Source organism: Pseudomonas sp. FW305-E2 (genome assembly GCF_058782925.1).
The window spans coordinates 1-20,814 of the sequence record NZ_JBYSYE010000063.1; the positions used below are offsets into that span (position 1 = coordinate 1).

Annotated in this window: 12 protein-coding genes; 4 read left to right on the top strand and 8 right to left on the bottom strand. The window is 62.0% G+C overall.

Going from position 1 to position 20,814, the window contains the following annotated elements; all coding sequences use genetic code 11:
• From AC3WLP_RS26085 to lysA, 6 genes are all read right to left on the bottom strand, one after another.
• A partial coding sequence (locus AC3WLP_RS26085) for a hypothetical protein (protein WP_103340348.1) occupies nt 1-746 on the bottom strand: 746 nt, incomplete at its 3' end.
• Complete coding sequence (locus AC3WLP_RS26090; RefSeq protein ID WP_492576363.1) at nt 746-3,418, bottom strand: T6SS effector BTH_I2691 family protein; 2,673 nt, start codon at nt 3,416-3,418, stop codon at nt 746-748. The genes AC3WLP_RS26090 and AC3WLP_RS26085, both read right to left, overlap by 1 nt.
• A 307-nt stretch (nt 3,419-3,725) precedes the next feature.
• Entirely contained in the window at nt 3,726-6,212 is a 2,487-nt protein-coding gene (locus AC3WLP_RS26095; protein ID WP_088513640.1) for a TonB-dependent siderophore receptor, read from the bottom strand.
• Nucleotides 6,213-6,322: 110 nt separating this feature from the next.
• Nucleotides 6,323-7,258, bottom strand: a complete 936-nt coding sequence (locus tag AC3WLP_RS26100; protein WP_014753969.1) for a FecR domain-containing protein — start codon at nt 7,256-7,258, stop codon at nt 6,323-6,325.
• A gap of 5 nt (nt 7,259-7,263) precedes the next feature.
• The gene (locus AC3WLP_RS26105) at nt 7,264-7,764 is read right to left on the bottom strand and encodes a sigma-70 family RNA polymerase sigma factor (RefSeq protein WP_012053194.1); all 501 of its coding nucleotides are present in this window, start codon (nt 7,762-7,764) and stop codon (nt 7,264-7,266) included.
• 227 nt (nt 7,765-7,991) lie between these two features.
• Nucleotides 7,992-9,224 (bottom strand): diaminopimelate decarboxylase, encoded by a 1,233-nt coding sequence (gene lysA / locus AC3WLP_RS26110; protein WP_012053193.1) that lies wholly within the window; start codon nt 9,222-9,224, stop codon nt 7,992-7,994.
• Between the two features lie 123 nt (nt 9,225-9,347).
• On the opposite strand from lysA, the gene AC3WLP_RS26115 reads away from it, so the two are divergent.
• A complete protein-coding gene (locus AC3WLP_RS26115; RefSeq protein ID WP_010953080.1) occupies nt 9,348-10,253 on the top strand; it encodes a LysR family transcriptional regulator in 906 nt (301 codons plus the stop codon).
• Nucleotides 10,254-10,452: 199 nt separating this feature from the next.
• Here AC3WLP_RS26115 and AC3WLP_RS26120 read toward each other — a convergent pair whose 3' ends face one another.
• Complete coding sequence (locus AC3WLP_RS26120) at nt 10,453-10,806, bottom strand: hypothetical protein (protein WP_003248629.1); 354 nt, start codon at nt 10,804-10,806, stop codon at nt 10,453-10,455.
• Between the two features lie 274 nt (nt 10,807-11,080).
• Here AC3WLP_RS26120 and AC3WLP_RS26125 point away from each other — a divergent pair, with 274 nt between their 5' ends.
• Complete coding sequence (locus tag AC3WLP_RS26125) at nt 11,081-15,946, top strand: NAD-glutamate dehydrogenase (RefSeq protein WP_014753967.1); 4,866 nt, start codon at nt 11,081-11,083, stop codon at nt 15,944-15,946.
• A 272-nt stretch (nt 15,947-16,218) separates the two neighbouring features.
• Here the strand turns inward: AC3WLP_RS26125 and ppsR are convergent, their stop codons facing one another.
• Entirely contained in the window at nt 16,219-17,037 is an 819-nt protein-coding gene (gene ppsR, locus AC3WLP_RS26130; RefSeq protein WP_003248634.1) for a posphoenolpyruvate synthetase regulatory kinase/phosphorylase PpsR, read from the bottom strand.
• A 191-nt stretch (nt 17,038-17,228) separates the two neighbouring features.
• Between ppsR and ppsA the strand changes: the two genes are divergently transcribed.
• Together ppsA and AC3WLP_RS26140 are read left to right on the top strand one after the other, a co-directional pair.
• Nucleotides 17,229-19,604, top strand: coding sequence for a phosphoenolpyruvate synthase (ppsA, locus tag AC3WLP_RS26135; RefSeq protein WP_017147807.1), 2,376 nt, complete (start codon nt 17,229-17,231; stop codon nt 19,602-19,604).
• A gap of 102 nt (nt 19,605-19,706) precedes the next feature.
• The gene (locus AC3WLP_RS26140; RefSeq protein ID WP_256596100.1) at nt 19,707-20,699 is read left to right on the top strand and encodes an alpha/beta fold hydrolase; all 993 of its coding nucleotides are present in this window, start codon (nt 19,707-19,709) and stop codon (nt 20,697-20,699) included.
• Nucleotides 20,700-20,814 lie beyond the last annotated feature (115 nt).

A 20,814-nucleotide genomic window follows, 5' to 3' on the forward strand; every position in this document is an offset into this window, starting at 1 on the left:
TGTGGGCCTTCTTCCATGTAACGGCGGATGAATTCCCACTCATCACGCAGTTCGCTGCCGCCTTGGCCTTGTTTGCCGAGCAGGGCCATCTCCATGTGGGGCAGGCCGGTGCGGCTGGGGTGCCAGATTAGGCCGAGTCGTATTCCAACGCTTAGCGAATCATCTTCTGGGCGAATGCCCGTGCTACCGGTTGTTTTCCAGGGGAAGGTGACGATGCCACCACAGTAGCTGGGTCGATGGAGGTGGACCTGTTGAGTTATTCGATTGAAGCGAATAAGCAGATGCCGACTGGTCAGCATTTCCAGTCGCGAGATTTTTACGCCGTACTTCAGGTAAAAATACAATGCTGCTCCTGAAGCTGAAGCCAAGAGAGCTGTAAGTAAGACTGCTATAAAGGAGATTGAATAAGGTTGGGTGATATCAAGCCAGATGGAACCGACAGCTATGCCGGTTCCGAAAATTATCCCAGGCAGCACTCCGCCGATCGTGACTAGCGTAATGAGGCCGCGCTTCTCTTCTGAACCGCCACAGCGCATTTCTATGTAGGTTTCATTGAATGCATAAACAGGGCCGCGTATGAGGGGGGCTTCACTTACCTGGCAAAAATGAATCTCTTCATTCAGGTCGCCTTCATAAAAATCTCTATGTGCGCGCTTCTCTGCTGGTGTCATCCCTGCTTCGTACGTTCTACGTGCAGCTTCTGGCTGAGTTGCCATCTGCCAGAATCCCCATTCGATAAGATACATTATAAAACCTCGCCGATAGCAGAATGTAGGGCGCTCAGTTCTTCCTGCTCTTCATAGGGCTTGATATTTTTATGAGTTCGGAAGCAGCTACGTTTGCACCACTTCTCTAACGCGTCATCTTCCAGAATATAGATTATGAGTGTCAGGATGAGTCCGATCCAAAATGCACCCAAGACTAAACGTGCAAGCAGTAGGCGAGCAGCTTGTGTTCCCAGTTTATTGGCGAGCGCGCCCATGGATGTTGTCATCATTCTCACAAGTTTTGTTTTGGCATTCTGAGATAGATGGTCAAAAAGAGGTTTTGCGATTGCAATGGCTGTTCCTGCTTCCGCCAGCGAGATTGTAATAGTTGCCAGTGCCCGCGATGCGTATGCGAGTGCCAGCGTTCTAGGTTTTTTTGTACTTTGTTCGGTAAGGTTTTGCTGGCGGTATACTAACTGCTGAGCCGCATCGGCGAAGTCCCACCAGGCGAGTACGAAACCACCTGTCACAGCTAAACTGGCGCCCCATAGTTTCAAACGCCCTAAAGCGGCCGCTGCTCCTCGTCCGGTCACACTGTTCGCGCCGTACCGCGCGACCACCTGGTCCACATAGCTGGCTCCAACTTCAAAGCCCGCCGCTGCCGTGGTCATCGCGGCCGCCAGGAGTTCGGTCTTCACCCGCGCATCACTGTCAGGCAGTTCGCGCGCTTTGAAGGCCATCAGCATCCCTTCCAGCAGGCACACCAGCCCGGAGACACGCACTTTGTAGAAGTCACTGTTACGGGCCTGCATCAACCCTTCAGCCCAGGCCTGGTCGAGGTACCTTGATACCTGGCCTGCACTGCGTTTTGGGTTAATGGGCTGCCCGCTACGTGCAGCTTCACTCAGGCGAATATCGACAGCCGTTTCATGCACCGAAGCGAACAAGGTCAGCCGCAAACCCTGGTGCAGTGCGCGGTCCATGCTGTTGGGGGTCGCGGTGCGCAGCACTTGCCGCCCCAGCGCGACGTACCAGGCATACAGGCCGATGCTGGCCGTGCTGCTCTGTGCCTGCATCTGTTCGTACAGGGTGTTGATGCGCCCAAAGGCATTGGCAGCGGCATGGGCTTGCCTGGCAAGTGCTTCCGGCAGGGCGAAGGATGACGCTGACTGTGGTTCGCTTTTAGCCGCTTCCAGCAGCGCCGCCAGTGCTTCCCGCAGGTCCTCCTGGTTGTAGGTGATGCCGCGTATTGCAAGGTTGCCCCGGTCTGCCACGTCGCTGCGCCACCAGTGGTCCAGCACCTTCGTGCCCCCTTCACTCAACTCCATGCCGATCACGCACTGGCCGGTCTGTTCGGCAAAGGCCAGGCCGTTGATGAGGTCGGCGTTGTCGTAGCGGTCCAGCGCTTGCAACAAGCGTTCGCTGACCACCCAGCGGGTATGGTCCTTGGCGCGGTCCTCGGCGGCTTGCTGGGCGTGTTGCATGGCCTGCTCGAAACCGTCGAGCTGATCGTGCATGGCCTGGCGGTCGACCAGGTGGCCGTATTTCTGGTCGAACCGCTTGCGGAACTCGCCGGCATCCTGGCGGGCCTGGACTTTGCTGCGGACCTCGCGCTCGAACTGCGCCAGGTGGGGCTTCATGCGTTCATCATGGGCATCGGCCTGTTGACTGGCCCGTTCGGAGAACAAGTAGATCTCGGGATGCAGGTGGGGCTGGTTGCGGACTTTTTCGGCCATGACTTCGCGCTTGACGATCTGCTCGGCCACCATCTGCGGGTAGAGTTTTTCGATTTCCAGGAACGACTGCGCGACCAGCAGCTTGCGTTCGTTGTCCACCCCGGGTTCCACGGTACGCGCCAGCCACTGGGTCTTCACATCCTCGACAGCGGCGTTGCGCCAGGCGTTGAGCTCCTGGGTGATCCCGATGGCGTCTTCGATGACGATGGCGGCGCCACGGGGTTTGCTGTGGTTCACCAGCGGTGCCAGCGCTTGGCGTGATGCGTGCGGCGAGACGATCTGGTCGTTGTTGAACGGCTGCAGGTCCAGCAGTGCCTGCAGGTCTGCATCGTTTTGGGCCTTGAAGTCGGCCACCCAGTTCAGTTGGTCATGCTTGAGGACGTGGGGCTGTGGCGGGGCGTCGGAAGGCTGGATGAAGCGGGCGATATCGATCGTGGGCAGGCTGCTGCGGTATTCCTCGTCGAGCAGGCGGTAGTTGTCGAGCATGCGCGGGGTCAGCGGGGAAGGGCTGAACAATGGGCGCAGCTCCTGGATGTCATCCAGGTCGTAGAGGGTGATGGTCCAGCCGAAACCGCGAAGGATCTCATCCAGATTGCCGGCGCTGGGGGCAGGCGCCCAGGGGGCGTCGCTGCTGATGTACAGCAGCGAGCCATTGGGCGCCACGCGGTACTGGCTGTGCCATTCGTAGGCCGGTGCGCTATGGCGCTTGATCAGCAGGTAGAGAAAGCCCTCACGCAAAGGGCGGATGGCGTAGCTGGAGTGGGTCAGCTCGCCGACCTCCTGGAACGGGCTGAGATAGCCCGGCAATTTGGGCAGGCGGGCACGTTGTGCCGGGTTGCCGCCGACGGCGGGGTAGCGCAGGGGCAGCAGTTCGAAGCGGCGGGTGCAGTCGGCGACGGGGCTGTTGCGCAGGGCAGGGCGGTAGCCGGAGGTGATGCGCCTGCACAGTTCGAGGGTTTCTTTCAACGAGTCCATGTATAGCTCCAGCGAGCAGGGATGATCATCAAATGCATGCAAGCGTTGCATTCGACCCAGGGCTGGACACTAGCGAGGAATCACTTCTCAAAGGAGCGTTGCGCTTCCGATAGGTGCGTAGGAAATTTCTGATTAAGCGGTATCGTTGACGTTACCAGGGTTTTCATCGCCTTTCACGTCAACCCGTCCGCTGTCACGGGGCAGGCCCATCGTTACTGGGTGGAGGCGCCACCCTGGTCGCTATTTTAAATACGGTCCGCATCCAGACAGGGCCGCAAAGCGGCCCGATCGTTCCCCGGAAAGTACTTCAGAACGCCCCTTGCAATGTCACCATAAAATTGCGCGGTTCACCATAGAAGTTGCCCCACGCCGGCGCGCCGATGGTGGCGTAGTACTTCTTGTCGAACAGGTTGTTGCCGTTGAGCGCGACAGTCCAGTTCGGGTCGAGGCGGTACTGCACACGGCCGTTCCACACGGTGTAGCCCGCCTGTTCGACACGGGTAGTGCCGGTGGTACGGAAGTTCTCGCTCTGGCTGTTCAGGCCTGCGCCGAGGGTCCAGCGCTCCAGAGCACCGCCCAGCTGGTAGTCACCCCATACCTTGAGCATGTGCCGTGGGATGAAGCTGGAGGTGAAGGTCAGTTCGGTCGGGTCAGTGTCTTCGATGGTACTCAGGTACTTCGTCTGGGTGTAGGTGTAGCCCGCCAACAGCTGCAACCGCTCGATCGGCGAGCCGCTGATCTCGGCTTCGAACCCCTGTGCGCGTACCTTGCCGCTGTCGTTGTAGCAATACCCGTCGCCTGAGGGGCAGGTATCGACGTAGTCCGTTTCTGCGCGGTGATTCTCGACAGTGCGGAACAGGTTGAAGGAGGTGTTCAACGCGCCGTCGAGCAGCTCGCCCTTGATGCCGACTTCATAGTTGGCGCCGGTCTTTGGCTGTAACGCCTGCCGCTCGGCATTCACCTTGTCGCTCTGTGGCTGGAAGATGTCGGCGTAGCTGGCATAGGCGGTCCACTGCTCGTTCAGGTCGTACAGCACGGCGGCAAACGGCGTGACCTGACCGTTTTCCTGGCTGCGATTATGCACCCAGTAATCGTAGAACTGGGTATAGGAGTCGCTCTTGTTACGGTACCAGCTGACCCGCGCGCCCAGCACCAAGGTCAGTGGCTCTGCTAGTTTCAGGCGCAGGTTGGCGTAAGTGCCGTACTGGGTGGTAGTGGTATCGGTTGGCACACTGCCACCGCGGCTCGGGTTGACCAGGTAATCGGCCTTGGACGGGTGTGTGAAGTTCGCGGATGGGTTGAACGGGTCCTGCTTGCCGTCCAGCAGCATCAGCGCGAAGTAATCATGGGTTTTCTGTCGGCTGGCGTTGACACCCATGATCAGCTCGTGCTGCAGGCCGAACGCCTCGAACTTGCCATCGACATAGCTATCGAAGCCGTAGTCGTCCTGGTCGTAGTCGAAACGGCCGGCCCGGACGTTCATGCTGGCGGTGCTGGCGCCGACGGGTACCGTGCCTTCGGAATAAGCGTATTCGATGTCCTGGGTGTTGTGGGTGTAGATCGAGGCGAAGTTCAGGGTCCAGTCATCGTTGAAGCGGTGCTTGAGGTCGGCAAAGCCGGTAATACGCTGGCTTTGCATGTCGTTCCAGCTGGCCCCCAGGCAGGTGGAGCGCGACAGCTTCAGGTCACTGCCATCGGCGTAGCGTGGCAGGCCGGCGTAGCACGGGGTGGCATCGACATCCTCGTAAGCCAGGCCAAAGCCCACGGTGGTGTCGGCCGTGACGTCCCAGTCGATGGCGCCGTACAGTATCTGGTCCTGGCGCTTGGCCGTGTCATAGAAGTACTGGCGGTCCTGCAGCGTCGCCACGGCGCGCCCCCGCACGGTGCCCGACGCGTTCAGCGGGCCGCCCACGTCCACTTGCCCGCGGTAGTTGTCCCAGCTGCCGGCTGACAGGGTGACGGTGGTGGCGGCTTTTTCCTGCCCCCGTTTGCGCACGAAGTTGACGCCCCCGGCGGAGGAGCCAGAGCCTTTCATCATGCCGGCCGCACCTTTAAGCACCTCGACGCGGTCATAGAACGCCATGTCGCTGGAAAAGCTGTTGGCCTGCACGTAGTTGCCGCCCACGTCCAAGGGCACGCCGTCGTACTGGTACTGGCCATCCAGGTTGAAACCACGGGAATAGAAATACTTGCCGCCCATGGGCGAGTCATACACGGTGATGCCCGGGGTCTTGTCCAGTACCTGCTCCAGTGTGTTGAGGTTCTGGTCGTCGAGCATCTTGCGGGTCATCACGGTGACCGACTGCGGGGTTTCTTTCAGCGTGTGTACGCCCTTGCCGATGGTGATGGCACGGGCGGTGTAGGACTGGGAGCCTTCGCTGGTCGCATCCAGGCGGTTGGCGTCGATGTTCATCGGCGCCAGTTCCATGGCCGAACCGTTTTGCGCAGGGACCAGCACATAGCCGCCATTGCCCTGACGCTGCGCCTGCAGGCCACTGTTGCCCAGCAGCCGCGCCAGACCTTCCTCGACACTGAAGCTGCCTTCCAGGCCCGCGCTGTCGAGGTTGCGCGTCTGTGCGGTGTCGAACGAAATGGTCACACCCGCCTGTACGCCAAACTGGGTGATGGCGGTGCCCAGTGAGCCAGCGGGGACATGGTAGGTGGCCTGGCTTTGGGCCATTGCCTGGGCAGGCATCAGCAGCAGGCCGGGCGCGCTGGCCAGGTACATGCCGAACAGCACCAGGCGGACGGCCTGGCTGAGCTTGGTTGCTGGGGTAGGGTGCAGGTGTGGCATTTCGTGGTCCTTCCGAGTCATGGCAGAAAGTCGCTGTCGTCGCGGCTTGTGTCAGGGACGGACGAGAATCGAAATCAGCAAGATTGCGGCGAAAGTTTTTCCGCAGTTGCTCAGGCGGGCTCCACACTCACCCAGTAGCGGCTTAAGTAGCGCACTTTCACGGGCAAGGTTTTCGGCAGGTTGGCCAGGGCGATATCGGTGTCGTCAATGCGGAACGCACCGGAAATGCTCATGGCCTGGATCGACGAGGCACAGCGCAGCACACCTGGACGATAGCGCCCCAGTTCTTCGAGGAAATCGCCAAGGCGCCAGTCGTTCACGCTGAGCATGCCTTGCAACCAGGCCGTGGAATCGGCGGGGAGGGCATGGGCGTCGAGGACGACACCCTGATCAAAACTCACTTGCTGGCCAGCGTGCAGTTGCAGCACTCGATCAGGGTGGCGCATGGGGCGAACTTCGACGCTGGCCTCAAGCACACCCACGCGGGTCTGCTGCGCCAGTTTGCGGACGCTGAACGCGGTACTGCGGGCCAGTACGCTGCCGTCATCGGTGTGCACGATAAACGGGCGCTGCTGACGATCGCTGACCGGACGCACCAGAATTTCCCCCTGATACAGCTGAATCGCCCTCACCTTTGTGGCGTAGCGCACATCCAGCGCGGTATCCACGTTCAGCTCCAGTTGTGAACCATCCTCCAGGTGCAGGGCGCGGCGCTCGCCGCTGCGGGTACTGTGCTGGGCCAGCAAGGCACGATAGGGCACCTGCTCGGCCGCCAGCCAGCTGCCGCCCCCCATGGCCATCAGCAGGCCCAGCACTTTCAGCACGTCACGCCGCTGCGCCTGGGCCGCGCCAAGGCCGGACAGCGCCGCCTGCGGCGGCACCATGGCCCATTGCTGCTGCAGCTTTTCTACCCGCGCCCAGGCGGCTGCGTGCAGGGGGCTGGCCTGCAACCACTGTCGCCAGGCCTGGGTGCGGGCCTCGCTATTGGCGCCGTCGTTGAGCTGAACATACCAGGTGGCAGCGGCTTCGAGTGTCTTGAGATCCATGGGCGTCAGCCTTCGACTGCCAGCAGGCAGCGAGTCATGGCCTTGATCAGGTGATTCTTCACGGTGGTGATCGACACGCCGAAGCGCTCGGCCGCAGCGCCGTAGGTCAGGCCTTCGAGTTGAACGGCAAGGAAGATGGCGCGGGTCTTGGCGCCGAGTTCGTCGAGCAGGCTGTCCACGGCCACCAGCATCTCTATGATGGACAAGCGCACCTCCGGCGACACCTCTACCGGTTCCGGACGCAGGGCCAGCGCCTGCAGGTAAGCTTTTTCGATGATGCGACGGCGAGCTTTGTCTATCAGAAGGGCGCGGGCGATAGCGCTGAGGTAGCTGCGCGGCTCACGGATCGGCAACGGGTTACGCGCGGTCATTACCCGCAAGAACGTGTCGTGCGCCAGGTCGGAAGCGTCGGCGGCGTTGCCCAGGCGGGCGCGCAGCCAGCCCTTCAGCCAGCTGTTGTTTTCGCTGTACAGCTGGTGCAGGGCCTGGGGATCGAGCGTTGCCATGGCGTCAAGACCGCAATATTAATGGGAATTGATCGCATTGTCGCGAGAGGTGGGGCTTATTGCAAGGACCGCGAGCACACACCCTGTGGGAGCGGCCTTGCGTCGCGATTGGGCCGCAAAGCGGCCCGGGTTTCGGCATCACGGCTACATTTGTGGGGCTGCTGTGCAGCCCTATCGCGACGCAAGGCCGCTCCCACAAAGAGTCGTGCAGGCTTGCAGGGCAGTGGTTAGAACCCGGCCTCCAGGCTCAGCAGGTCCTGCACCGTCTGGCGCCGGCGGATCATCCGCAGGGCACCGTTCTCGATCAGGAACTCCGGCAGCAGCGGCCGGCTGTTGTAGTTCGACGACATCGACGCGCCATAGGCCCCGGCATCGTGGATCACCAGCAGGTCGCCCACCTGTGCCTGAGGCAGGTCCTGCGGGGTCAGCGCCTGGTCATCCTGAGTGAACACGTCACCCGATTCACACAACGGCCCGGCCACCACGGTCGGCTGGCGCGGGCGATCTACTGCCTGGCCATCGGCATCGAGCAGGGTCATGCCGTGGTAGGCGCCGTACATCGCCGGGCGCATCAGGTCGTTGAAGCCGGCATCGATCATGACGAAGGTATTGCGCCCCACCTGTTTCACGGCACGGACTTCGGCCACCAGGTAGCCCGACTCCGCCACCAGGAAGCGCCCGGGTTCGATCTCCATGCGCACCGGGTGGCCGAGCATCGCTTCGATCTCCTTGCGCGCCACCGCCCAGGTCTGCGCATAACGCTGCAGGTCGACCGGTTTGTCGGTGCTGCGGTAAGGCGTGGACAGCCCGCCACCGATGGAGAACGCCTCGATGTCCACGCCCAGGCGGTCGATCAGCTCGATCATCGAGCGGGCCACCTGTTCCAGGTGCTGGTAGTCCACCCCGGAACCAATGTGCATGTGCACGCCCACCAGGTGCAGGCCATGGGCCTTGATGCACGCCAGCGCCTCGTCCAGCTCTTCGTGCCAGATGCCATGCTTGCTGTTTTCGCCGCCGGTATTGGTCTTGCGGCTGTGACCATGGCCGAAGCCCGGGTTGATGCGGATCCACACGCGGTGGCCGGGCGAGCGTTCACCCAGTTGGCGCAGCATGTCAATGGAGCCGGCATTGACTTCGATCTTTGACGCCACCACGCGCTCCAGGGTGGGGCGGTCCAGCGCGTCGCAGGTCAGCACCACGCCGGCAGGGTCACCGTCAACGCTCGCGCCGGCGGCGAAGGCCCGTTCCATCTCACCCAGCGACACGGCGTCCAGCACCAGGCCATGGGCGCGCATCAGGCGCAACACATGCAGGTTGGGGTTGGCTTTCTGGGCGAAGCGCACGGTGTCGAATACGTTCAACTGCTCGACACGCTCGGCGATGGTGCTGGCGTCGTACGCCCAAAGCGGCGAGCCGTGCTGGCGAACCGCCTCGGCCAGAAGGGTGAAGGGTGCGGTCATGGTGGCGCTACTCGGATAAGGAAGGCCACGAGGATGAATCAAAGCGGGGATTCAGAAAAATAGCTATTTTTCTGCCAGTCATTCATATCTGATATGCCCATTGTCGACTCACCGGGTGCTGCCGTGAAACTGTCCGTCCGCCACATCGAAGTGTTCCGCGCCATCATGGCCGCTGGTAGTGTCACCGGTGCGGCGCGCCTGCTGTTCACCTCGCAGCCGACCGTCAGCCGCGAACTGGCGCGGCTGGAGCAGGTGACTGGCCTGAACCTGTTCGAGCGCGAGGGCGGGCGCCTGGTGGCGACGGCCCAGGCGCTGCTGTTGATCGAAGAGGTCGAGCGCGCCTACGTCGGGCTGGAGCGGATCGATCGCTTTGCCCAGGCCATCCGCAACTTCGAGCAGGGCCGGCTGGCCATCACCTGCCTGCCGCTGTTCTCGCAAACCTTGTTGCCCAAGGCCTGCCAGCGCTTTCACCAGCAGCACAGCGGCGTGAGTGTGAGCATTCTGGCGCAGGAGTCGCCTTTGCTGGAGGAGTCACTGGTTGCCCAGCAGCATGACCTTGGCCTGACTGAAGTCGAACAGATACCGCGCGGCGCGTATGGTGAATTGCTGTTCAGTGCCAACATGGTGTGCGTGTTGCCCGAGCACCACCCGCTGCAGGTGAAGGCTGAACTGGAGCTGAGTGATTTCCATGAGGTCGATTTCATCAACCTGGCCAGCCTGGATACCTACCGCCAGCGCCTGGATCAGCACTTTCGTGCGGCCGGGGTTAACCGCCGCACGGTCATCGAGACCACCAGTGCCGCTTCGGTGTGCGCCATGGTCAGGCAAGGCCTGGGGGTGGCGATCATCAACCCGCTGAGCGGGCTGGAGGCGGCGCAAGGCGGGTTGCCGATCCGCAGGTTACGGGTTTCGGTGCCCTATCAGGTGATGCTGATACGCCCGGACCATCGGCCGGCATCGGCAGCGGTGGAGCCGTTTTGCGAGGCGTTGCGGGTGCAGGCCAAAGAGATGCAGCAGGCGCTGGCCTGATCATTGTGGGGGCGGCCTTGTGTCGCGATAGGGCCGCAAAGCGGCCCCAGCAATCTATGCATGATGTCGAGATCCTGGGGCCGCTGCGCGGCCCTATCGCGACGCAAGGCCGCTCCCACAGGGATCGCGCCAGCTTTTAGAAATTGAGCAAGACAGTTGCTCCCCCAGGGACCGCGCTCCCACTAGGCAGGGGCAGGGTTCAAAGCTCGCAGACCAAGGTTCCAGTACCGGCCAGGATGTTCTCCAGGGTTTCCTTCACTTCATCCATGTCACTCAGCTCGCTGGTCAGGTTGATTTCCAGTGCTTCATCCCCCTTCAGCGCGTCCCGGTCGCCGGCCGCCACTTCGATCAGCAGGCGCTTGGCGCTCAGGGTCACCTTAAGGCCATCCAGCGTCGACGGCTCGTCATCCAGCGTCAGGTCGACGGTGTCCTCGTCCGGGTAACGGGTAAGCAGGAACATCTGACCCTTGTCGCTGTGGCAGCACAGGGTCGCCATGTTGTCTTCCTCGTCATCGCAAGGGGTGGCGAACAGCAGGGCGGTGTTGATTTGCATGAGCAGGCTCGGGTCAAAGGAAACGGAAGGGAATTCTGACAGTCTTGCGTACAGGCATAAACGTAAAGTTACCGCCCCTTGACCGAAATTGTCGCAGCGCTGCAAGCGTAGATGACCGATCAGTCGTTAAGCTTCGGCGAGCCCTGGGCGTGCCTGCGCACGTTCAACGTCTGGTTTTTACCGTCCGCCATGCCACGGGTTGGCTATCGTTGATCCGTACACGGCGCACGCAGCGACGCTTCAATTATTACAAAGCCCAAGCGGAGTACCACAGATGGCGTTCTTCACCGCAGCCAGCAAAGCCGACTTCCAGCACCAACTGCAAGCGGCCCTGGCGCAGCACATCAGCGAGCAGTCCCTGCCACAAGTGGCGCTGTTCGCCGAGCAGTTCTTCGGCATCATCTCTCTGGACGAACTCACCCAGCGCAGGCTTTCCGACCTGGCCGGCTGCACCCTGTCAGCCTGGCGCATCATCGAGCGTTTCGACCCCGAATACCCGCAAGTGCGGGTGTACAACCCTGATTACGAACGTAATGGCTGGCAGTCGACCCATACCGTGGTCGAAGTGTTGCACCATGACTTGCCGTTCCTGGTCGACTCGGTGCGTACCGAGCTCAACCGCCGTGGCTACAGCATCCACACCCTGCAAACCACCGTGCTCAGCGTGCGCCGTGGCGCCAAGGGCGAGCTGTTGGAACTGCTGCCCAAGGGCACCCAGGGCGAGGGCGTGCGCTACGAGTCACTGATGTACCTGGAGATCGACCGCTGCGCCAATGCCGCCGAGCTGACAGTGCTGACCCGCGAGATCGAGCAGGTGCTGGCCGAGGTACGGGTGGTGGTGGCCGACTTCGAGCCGATGAAGGCCAAGCTGCGTGAAGTGGTGGCGCAGGTGGAACAGACCGGCTTTGGTCCTGCCCAAAACGAGAAGGGCGAAGTCAAGGCCTTCCTCGAGTGGCTGCTGGATAACCACTTCACCTTCCTGGGCTATGAAGAATTCACCGTCAAGGGCGACGCCGATGGCGGCCAGATGGTCTACGACGAGCAGTCGTTCCTCGGCTTGCCGCGCCGTCTGCGCGTGGGCCTGACCGCAGAAGAGCTGCGCATCGAAGACTACGCTGTGGCCTACCTCAACGAGCCGCTGCTGCTGTCGTTCGCCAAGGCTGCGCTGCCCAGCCGCGTGCATCGCCCGGCCTACCCGGACTATGTGTCGATCCGCCAGCTGGACGCCGACGGCAAGGTCATCAAGGAGCACCGCTTCATGGGGCTGTACACCTCGTCGGTGTATGGCGAAAGCGTGCATGCCATTCCGTACATCCGCGTGAAGGTGGCCGAAGTCGAGCGCCGTTCGGGCTTCGATCCCAAGGCCCACCTGGGCAAGGAACTGGCCCAGGTGCTGGAAGTGCTGCCGCGCGACGACCTGTTCCAGACGCCGATCGACGAGCTGTTCAGCACGGTCATGGCAATCGTGCAGATCCAGGAGCGCAACAAGATCCGCGTGTTCCTGCGCAAAGACCCGTATGGCCGCTTCTGCTACTGCCTGGCCTACGTCCCGCGGGAAATCTACTCCACCGAAGTGCGGCAGAAGATCCAGCAGGTGCTGATGGAGCGCCTGAAGGCCACCGACTGCGAGTTCTGGACCTTCTTCTCCGAATCGGTACTGGCCCGTGTGCAACTGATTCTGCGGGTCGACCCCAAGAACCGTATCGACATCGACCCGCAGCAGCTGGAACGCGAAGTCATCCAGGCCTGCCGCTCGTGGCATGACGACTACTCGGCACTGGTGGTGGAGAACTTCGGCGAAGCCCAAGGCACCAACATCCTTGCCGAATTCCCCAAAGGGTTCCCGGCCGGTTACCGCGAGCGCTTCGCCGCGCACTCGGCGGTGGTCGACCTGCAGCATGTGCTGAACCTGTCGGAAAGCAAGCCGCTGGCAATGAGCTTCTACCAGCCGTTGACCCAGGTGGGCGAGCGCATCCTGCACTGCAAGCTGTACCACGCCGACACCCCGCTGGCGCTGTCCGACGTGCTGCCGATCCTGGAAAACCTCGGCCTGCGCGTGCTCGGCGAGTTCCCGTATCGCCTGCGCCATGCCAATGGCCGCGAATACTGGATCCACGACTTCGCCTTCACCTACAGCGAAGGCCTGAGCCTGGATATCCAGCAGCTCAACGATACCCTGCAGGACGCTTTCATCCACATCGTCCGGGGTGACGCCGAGAACGACGCTTTCAACCGCCTGGTGCTCACCGCTGGCCTGCCGTGGCGCGACGTGGCCTTGCTGCGTGCCTACGCCCGTTACCTGAAACAGATCCGTCTGGGCTTCGATCTGGGCTACATCGCCAGCACCCTGAACAACCACACCGACATCGCCCGTGAGCTGACCCGGTTGTTCAAGACCCGCTTCTACCTGGCGCGCAAGCTTACCCAGGACGACCTGGACGACAAGCAACTGCGCCTGGAACAGGCCATCCTGAGCGCCCTGGACGACGTGCAGGTGCTCAACGAAGACCGCATCCTGCGACGCTACCTGGACTTGATCAAGGCCACCCTGCGTACCAACTTCTACCAGCCCGACGCAAACGGCCAGAACAAGTCGTACTTCAGCTTCAAGTTCAACCCCAAGCTGATCCCCGAACTGCCCAAACCGGTGCCAAAGTTCGAGATATTCGTCTATTCGCCACGGGTCGAGGGCGTGCACCTGCGCTTTGGCAACGTTGCCCGTGGTGGCCTGCGCTGGTCCGACCGCGAAGAGGACTTCCGTACCGAAGTGCTGGGGCTGGTGAAAGCCCAGCAGGTGAAGAACTCGGTCATCGTGCCGGTCGGCGCCAAGGGTGGTTTCCTGCCGCGTCGCCTGCCGCTGGGCGGCAGCCGTGACGAGATTGCCGCCGAAGGCGTGGCGTGCTACCGCATCTTCATTTCCGGCCTGCTCGACATCACCGACAACCTCAAGGACGGTGGCGTGGTGCCGCCGGCCAACGTGGTGCGCCATGACGATGACGACCCGTACCTGGTGGTAGCGGCCGACAAAGGCACCGCGACCTTCTCCGACATCGCCAACGGCATTGCCATCGACTACGGCTTCTGGCTGGGCGATGCTTTTGCTTCCGGCGGCTCGGCCGGTTACGACCACAAGAAGATGGGCATTACCGCACGCGGTGCCTGGGTGGGCGTGCAGCGCCACTTCCGCGAGCGCGGCATCAACGTGCAGGAAGACCCGATCACCGTCATTGGTGTGGGCGATATGGCCGGCGACGTGTTCGGCAATGGCCTGCTGATGTCCGACAAGCTGCAACTGGTGGCAGCGTTCAACCACCTGCATATCTTCATCGACCCCAACCCGGAGCCCGCTTCCAGCTTCGCTGAACGCAAGCGCCTGTTCGACCTGCCGCGCTCGGCCTGGAGCGACTACGACACCAGCATCATGTCCGAAGGCGGCGGGATCTTCCCGCGCAGTGCCAAGAGCATCGCCATCAGCCCGCAGATGAAAGAGCGCTTCGCCATCGAAGCCGACCGCCTGACCCCGACCGAGTTGCTCAATGCGCTGCTCAAGGCCCCGGTAGACCTGCTGTGGAACGGTGGCATCGGGACCTATGTCAAGGCCAGTACGGAGAGCCACGCCGATGTCGGCGACAAGGCCAACGATGCGCTGCGGGTCAACGGTAACGAACTGCGCTGCAAGGTAGTGGGCGAGGGCGGCAACCTGGGCATGACCCAGCTCGGCCGCGTCGAGTTCGGCCTGAACGGCGGCGCCACCAACACCGACTTCATCGACAACGCCGGCGGCGTGGACTGCTCCGACCACGAGGTCAACATCAAGATCCTGCTCAACGAAGTGGTGCAGGGTGGCGACATGACCGAGAAGCAGCGCAACCAGCTGCTGGGCAGCATGACCGACGAAGTCGCCGGGCTGGTACTGGGCAACAACTACAAGCAGACCCAGGCATTGTCGCTGGCTGCCCGCCGCGCCCGCGAGCGGATTGCCGAGTACAAGCGCCTGATGGCCGACCTCGAGGCGCGGGGCAAGCTGGACCGTGCCATCGAATTCCTGCCGTCCGAAGAGCAGTTGGCCGAACGCCTGGCTGCCGGCCACGGCCTGACCCGCGCCGAGCTGTCGGTGCTGATCTCGTACAGCAAGATCGACCTCAAGGAGCAACTGCTCAAATCGCTGGTGCCGGACGACGACTACCTGACCCGTGACATGGAAACCGCTTTCCCGCCGTCCCTGGTCAGCAAGTTCGCCGAGGCCATGCGCCGCCACCGCCTGAAGCGCGAAATTGTCAGCACCCAGATTGCCAACGACCTGGTCAACAACATGGGTATCACCTTCGTCCAGCGCCTGAAGGAGTCGACCGGCATGAGCCCGGCCAACGTGGCCGGTGCTTACGTGATCGTGCGCGATATCTTCCACCTGCCGCACTGGTTCCGCCAGATCGAGGCGCTGGACTATCAGGTGCCGGCAGAAATCCAGCTCACTCTGATGGACGAGTTGATGCGACTGGGCCGCCGTGCCACCCGTTGGTTCCTGCGTAGCCGCCGCAACGAACAGGACGCCGGGCGCGATACCGCGCACTTCGGGCCGAAGATTGCGCAGTTGGGTCTGAAGCTGGATGAGCTGCTAGAAGGCCCCACCCGCGAACGCTGGATGGTGCGCTACCAAGGCTTTGTCGACGCCGGTGTGCCGGAGTTGCTGGCGCGTATGGTGGCGGGTACCAGCCACCTGTACACCCTGCTGCCGATCATTGAAGCGGCCGACGTTACCGGCCATGAGCCTGCGCAGGTGGCCAAGGCATTCTTCGCCGTGGGCAGCGCGCTGGACCTGACCTGGTACCTGCAGGAAATCAGCAACCTGCCGGTGGAAAACAACTGGCAGGCGCTGGCGCGCGAGGCATTCCGCGACGATATCGACTTGCAGCAGCGGGCGATCACCATTTCGGTCCTGCAGATGGCCGATGCACCGCAAGACATGGATGCCCGCGTGGCGCTGTGGTCAGAGCAGCATCGGGGAATGGTGGAGCGTTGGCGCGCCATGCTCGACGACCTGCGCAATGCCACGGGCACTGACTATGCGATGTACGCGGTGGCCAACCGCGAGCTGGTCGACCTGGCCATGAGCGGGCAGGCAGCGGTGGTGCCGTCCTGAGCCTTGTGGTGAGGTAAAACAAAGCCCCGGCAGTGATGCCGGGGCTTTTTTTGTATGCCTGGGCTGGCCCTTTCGCGGGTGAACCCGCTCCTACAGCGACCTGTGCCAAACCACCGAGCTGGGTCCAACCCCTGATGCGTTTTCTCCTCCGTGTAGGAGCGGGTTTACCCGCGAATACGGTGGCGGCGGCAACGGTGAACGGCCGCTGGAGATTGGCCAGCAGGGCCGGCCCTTTCGCGGGTAAACCCGCTCCTACAGGGGGGGCGGGGCTGTTACTTGAACCGTCTCTCCACGCCTTTTTCGACCAGGATCTTGGCGGAAATCTCTTCCACCGAAAAATGCGTGGAATTGATATTGGGAATGTTCTCCCTGCGGAACAGGCTTTCCACTTCACGCACTTCGAATTCGCACTGGGCAAAGCTGGAATAACGGCTGTTGGGCTTGCGTTCGTGGCGGATGGCGGTGAGGCGGTCGGGGTCGATGGTCAGGCCGAACAGCTTGCTGTGGTGCTTTTTCAGCACCGCCGGCAGCTGCAGGCGCTCCATGTCGTCCTCGGTCAGCGGGTAATTGGCGGCACGGATGCCGAACTGCATGGCCATGTACAGGCAGGTTGGGGTTTTGCCGCAACGCGACACGCCAACCAGAATCAGGTCGGCTTTGTCGTAGTAGTGGGTGCGTGCACCATCGTCGTTATCCAGGGCGAAATTCACCGCCTCGATGCGTTCCATGTAGTTGGAATTGCCACCAATCGAGTGGGATTTGCCCACGGAATACGACGAATGGGCGATCAATTCCTGCTCAAGAGGGGATAAAAACGAAGAAAAGATGTCGATCATGAAGCCATTCGACGTCGCCAGGATCTCGCGGATGTCCTGGTTGACAATGGTGTCGAAGATGATCGGGCGGACCCCATCCCGCTCGGCCGCAGCGTTGATTTGCTGGACCATGGCCCGCGCTTTGTCCGGCGAATCGATGTAAGGACGGGTGAATTTGTTGAAGGGAATGCTCTCAAATTGCGCGAGCAAACTCTGGCCCAGGGTTTCGGCAGTGATACCGGTGCCGTCGGAGATGAAGAACGCGGTTCGTTTCATTTGCGATCTGGGCCTTAAGCTGATGACGATTCTTGGATATGATAAGTTCGGTTTGCCGAATGCGGCTGTCGACATTCTGCCACATTTGCAGCGCCTATTTTCCAGGTACAGGCCACAAACGCCCGGCCAAGTCATAGAAGACAGGCGGGCGCCTTTTGAGCTTTTCCAACACAGTTAGTGGAGAGATCACCTTGGTAGAGTACGTAGTTTCCCTCGATAAGCTCGGCGTCCATGATGTGGAGCATGTGGGGGGCAAGAACGCATCCCTGGGCGAGATGATCAGTAACCTCGCCGGTGCCGGCGTGTCGGTGCCGGGCGGCTTTGCCACTACGGCTCAGGCGTACCGTGACTTTCTCGAGCAGAGTGGGCTGAACGACCGCATTCACGCCGCGCTCGACGCGCTGGACGTTGACGACATCAATGCCCTGACCAAGACCGGCGCGCAGATTCGCCAGTGGGTCATGGAAGCCGAATTCCCGCCACGCCTGGATTCGGAAATCCGTACGGCCTTCGCCGAAATGGCCGCCGGCAACGACAACATGGCCGTTGCCGTGCGGTCTTCCGCCACTGCCGAAGACCTGCCGGACGCCTCCTTCGCCGGCCAGCAGGAAACCTTCCTCAACATCCGTGGCGTCGACAACGTGATCCGCGCAGCCAAGGAAGTGTTCGCTTCGCTGTTCAACGACCGCGCCATCGCCTACCGCGTGCACCAGGGCTTCGACCACAAGCTGGTGGCCCTGTCTGCCGGCGTGCAGCGCATGGTCCGCTCGGAAACCGGCACAGCCGGGGTGATGTTTACCCTCGACACCGAGTCGGGCTTCCGCGACGTGGTGTTCATCACCGGCGCCTACGGCCTGGGCGAAACCGTGGTGCAGGGTGCAGTCAACCCTGACGAATTCTACGTGCACAAGAACACCCTGCAGGCCGGCCGCCCGGCCATCCTGCGCCGTAACCTGGGCAGCAAGGCGATCAAGATGGTCTATGGCGAAGAAGCCAAGGCCGGTCGTTCGGTCAAGACCGTCGAAGTCGACCGCGCCGAGCGCGCACGCTTCTGCCTGACCGATGCCGAGGTCAGCGAGCTGGCCAAGCAGGCCATGATCATCGAGCAGCACTACCAGCGCCCGATGGACATCGAGTGGGCCAAGGACGGTGACGACGGCAAGCTGTACATCGTCCAGGCCCGCCCGGAAACGGTGAAGAGCCGTTCCAGCGCCAACGTCATGGAACGCTACCTGCTCAAAGAGAAAGGCACCGTGCTGGTCGAAGGCCGTGCCATTGGCCAGCGTATCGGCGCCGGCAAGGTTCGCGTCATCAACGACGTATCGGAAATGGACAAGGTCCAGCCGGGTGACGTGCTGGTCTCCGACATGACCGACCCGGACTGGGAGCCGGTGATGAAGCGCGCCAGCGCCATCGTCACCAACCGCGGTGGCCGTACCTGCCACGCGGCGATCATCGCCCGTGAGCTGGGTATCCCGGCGGTTGTCGGTTGCGGCAACGCTACCCAGGTGCTGAAAGACGGCCAGGGCGTGACCGTTTCCTGTGCCGAAGGCGACACCGGCTTCATCTTCGAAGGTGAGCTGGGCTTCGACATCAAGCAGAACTCGGTCGATGCCATGCCGGAACTGCCGTTCAAGATCATGATGAACGTCGGCAACCCGGACCGCGCCTTCGACTTCGCCCAGCTGCCCAACGCCGGTGTCGGTCTGGCACGCCTGGAGTTCATCATCAACCGCATGATCGGCGTGCACCCCAAGGCGCTGCTGAACTATGCGGGCCTGCCTGCCGACCTGAAAGACAGCGTCGACAAGCGCATTGCCGGCTACAACGACCCGGTCGGCTTCTATGTCGAGAAGCTGGTCGAGGGTATCAGCACCCTGGCGGCGGCCTTCTACCCGAAAAAGGTCATCGTGCGCCTGTCGGACTTCAAGTCCAACGAGTACGCCAACCTGATCGGCGGCAAGCTGTACGAGCCAGAAGAAGAAAACCCGATGCTGGGCTTCCGCGGTGCGTCGCGCTACATCAGCGAATCGTTCCGTGACTGCTTCGAGCTCGAGTGCCGTGCACTGAAGCGTGTGCGCAACGAAATGGGCCTGACCAACGTCGAGATCATGGTGCCGTTCGTACGCACCTTGGGCGAAGCCAGCCAGGTTGTCGACCTGCTCGCCGAAAACGGCCTGGCCCGCGGCGACAACGGCCTGCGCGTGATCATGATGTGCGAACTGCCGTCCAACGCCATCCTCGCCGAAGAGTTCCTGGAATACTTCGACGGCTTCTCGATCGGCTCCAACGACCTGACCCAGTTGACCCTGGGCCTGGACCGTGACTCGGGCATCATTGCCCACCTGTTCGACGAGCGTAACCCTGCGGTGAAGAAGCTGCTGGCCAACGCCATTGCCGCGTGCAACAAGGCTGGCAAGTACATCGGCATCTGCGGCCAAGGCCCATCGGACCACCCGGACCTGGCCAAGTGGCTGATGGAGCAGGGCATCGAAAGCGTGTCGCTGAACCCGGACTCGGTACTCGAAACCTGGTTCTTCCTGGCCGAAGGCCAAGGCGCGGCCTGATGCAGTAAAATGCGGGGGGACGTCTGGCGTCCTCCTGCCTGGTTTTTTCCAGGGCGAGCTCCAGCAATGGACCCCGCCCTTTTTTGTGCACCAAGCAACCTTATGCAAAGCAGCAGCACTCTATTCCCCGTGGCCCTGCTCAGTGCCGAGCGCCGCGGCGATCTCAGCGAAGACGTGTATCGGATCAAGGCCGGTAACGGCCCGGACCCCAGCGTCGAGCTCGCCATCACCCGTCTGGGGCTGGCCGACCAGGTTCAGGACCAAGGCGTGCCGGTCATTCTCCTGCACGGCAGTTTTTCCAATCGGCGTTTCTGGTATTCACCCAAAGGGGTTGGCCTGGGCGCCTACCTTGCGCGCGCCGGTTTCGATGTCTGGATCCCGGAAATGCGAGGCCATGGCTTGTCGCCGCGCAACCTTGCCTGGAAGCACAACAGTGTTGCTGCCTACGCCCGTGATGACCTGCCGCTGATCAACGCCTTCGTGCGCGAGCAATCGGGCCAGGCGCCGCACTGGGTGGGCCATTCGCTGGGGGGGACGACATTGGCGGCAGCACTGGGTGGCGGCTTCCTGGAGCCTGGGCAAGTCGCCAGTGTGGCGTTGTTCGGTACCCAGATCAGCCGTGTCTATTGGCCATTGAAAGTGCCGCCGCTGGCTTGGGGCGCGAAGCTGGTGCTCAAGCGTTGGGGACAGATATCCGGGCCACGTTTCAAGCGTGGGCCTGAAGACGAGCCGATAGGCCTCGCCTTGGAGAGCATGCGCTGGCACGGCCTGTTCGGGCGCTTTGGCGACAAGCAGAACGATTGGTGGGCAGGGCTGGCTGAAGTGGATGTACCGCTGCTGGCAGTGGCCGGTGCAGGGGACTTCCAGGACCCGGTGTGGGCCTGTCGCAAGCTGTTCGAGCAGTTGGGCGGCGAGCGCAAGCAGTTCCTGCGGCTGGGTCGTGAAGAAGGTTTCGAGGCCTTTGGGCATGTCGACATGCTGGTGAGCAAGGCCGCGCAGGTGCAGGTGTGGCCGCTGGTGGAGCGCTGGCTGCGCAACCCGCTGCTGCCCGTGCATGCGTCCACTGTCGTTGCGGAACCTGTGCCTGCCAGTTGAGTTTGCTGTACCTGTCATGGCCTCTTCGCGGGTGAACCCGCTCCTACAACGGATTGGTGGTGGACGCACATCGGGGGTGGGACACAGGCCGTCGTGTAGGAGCGGGTTTACCCGC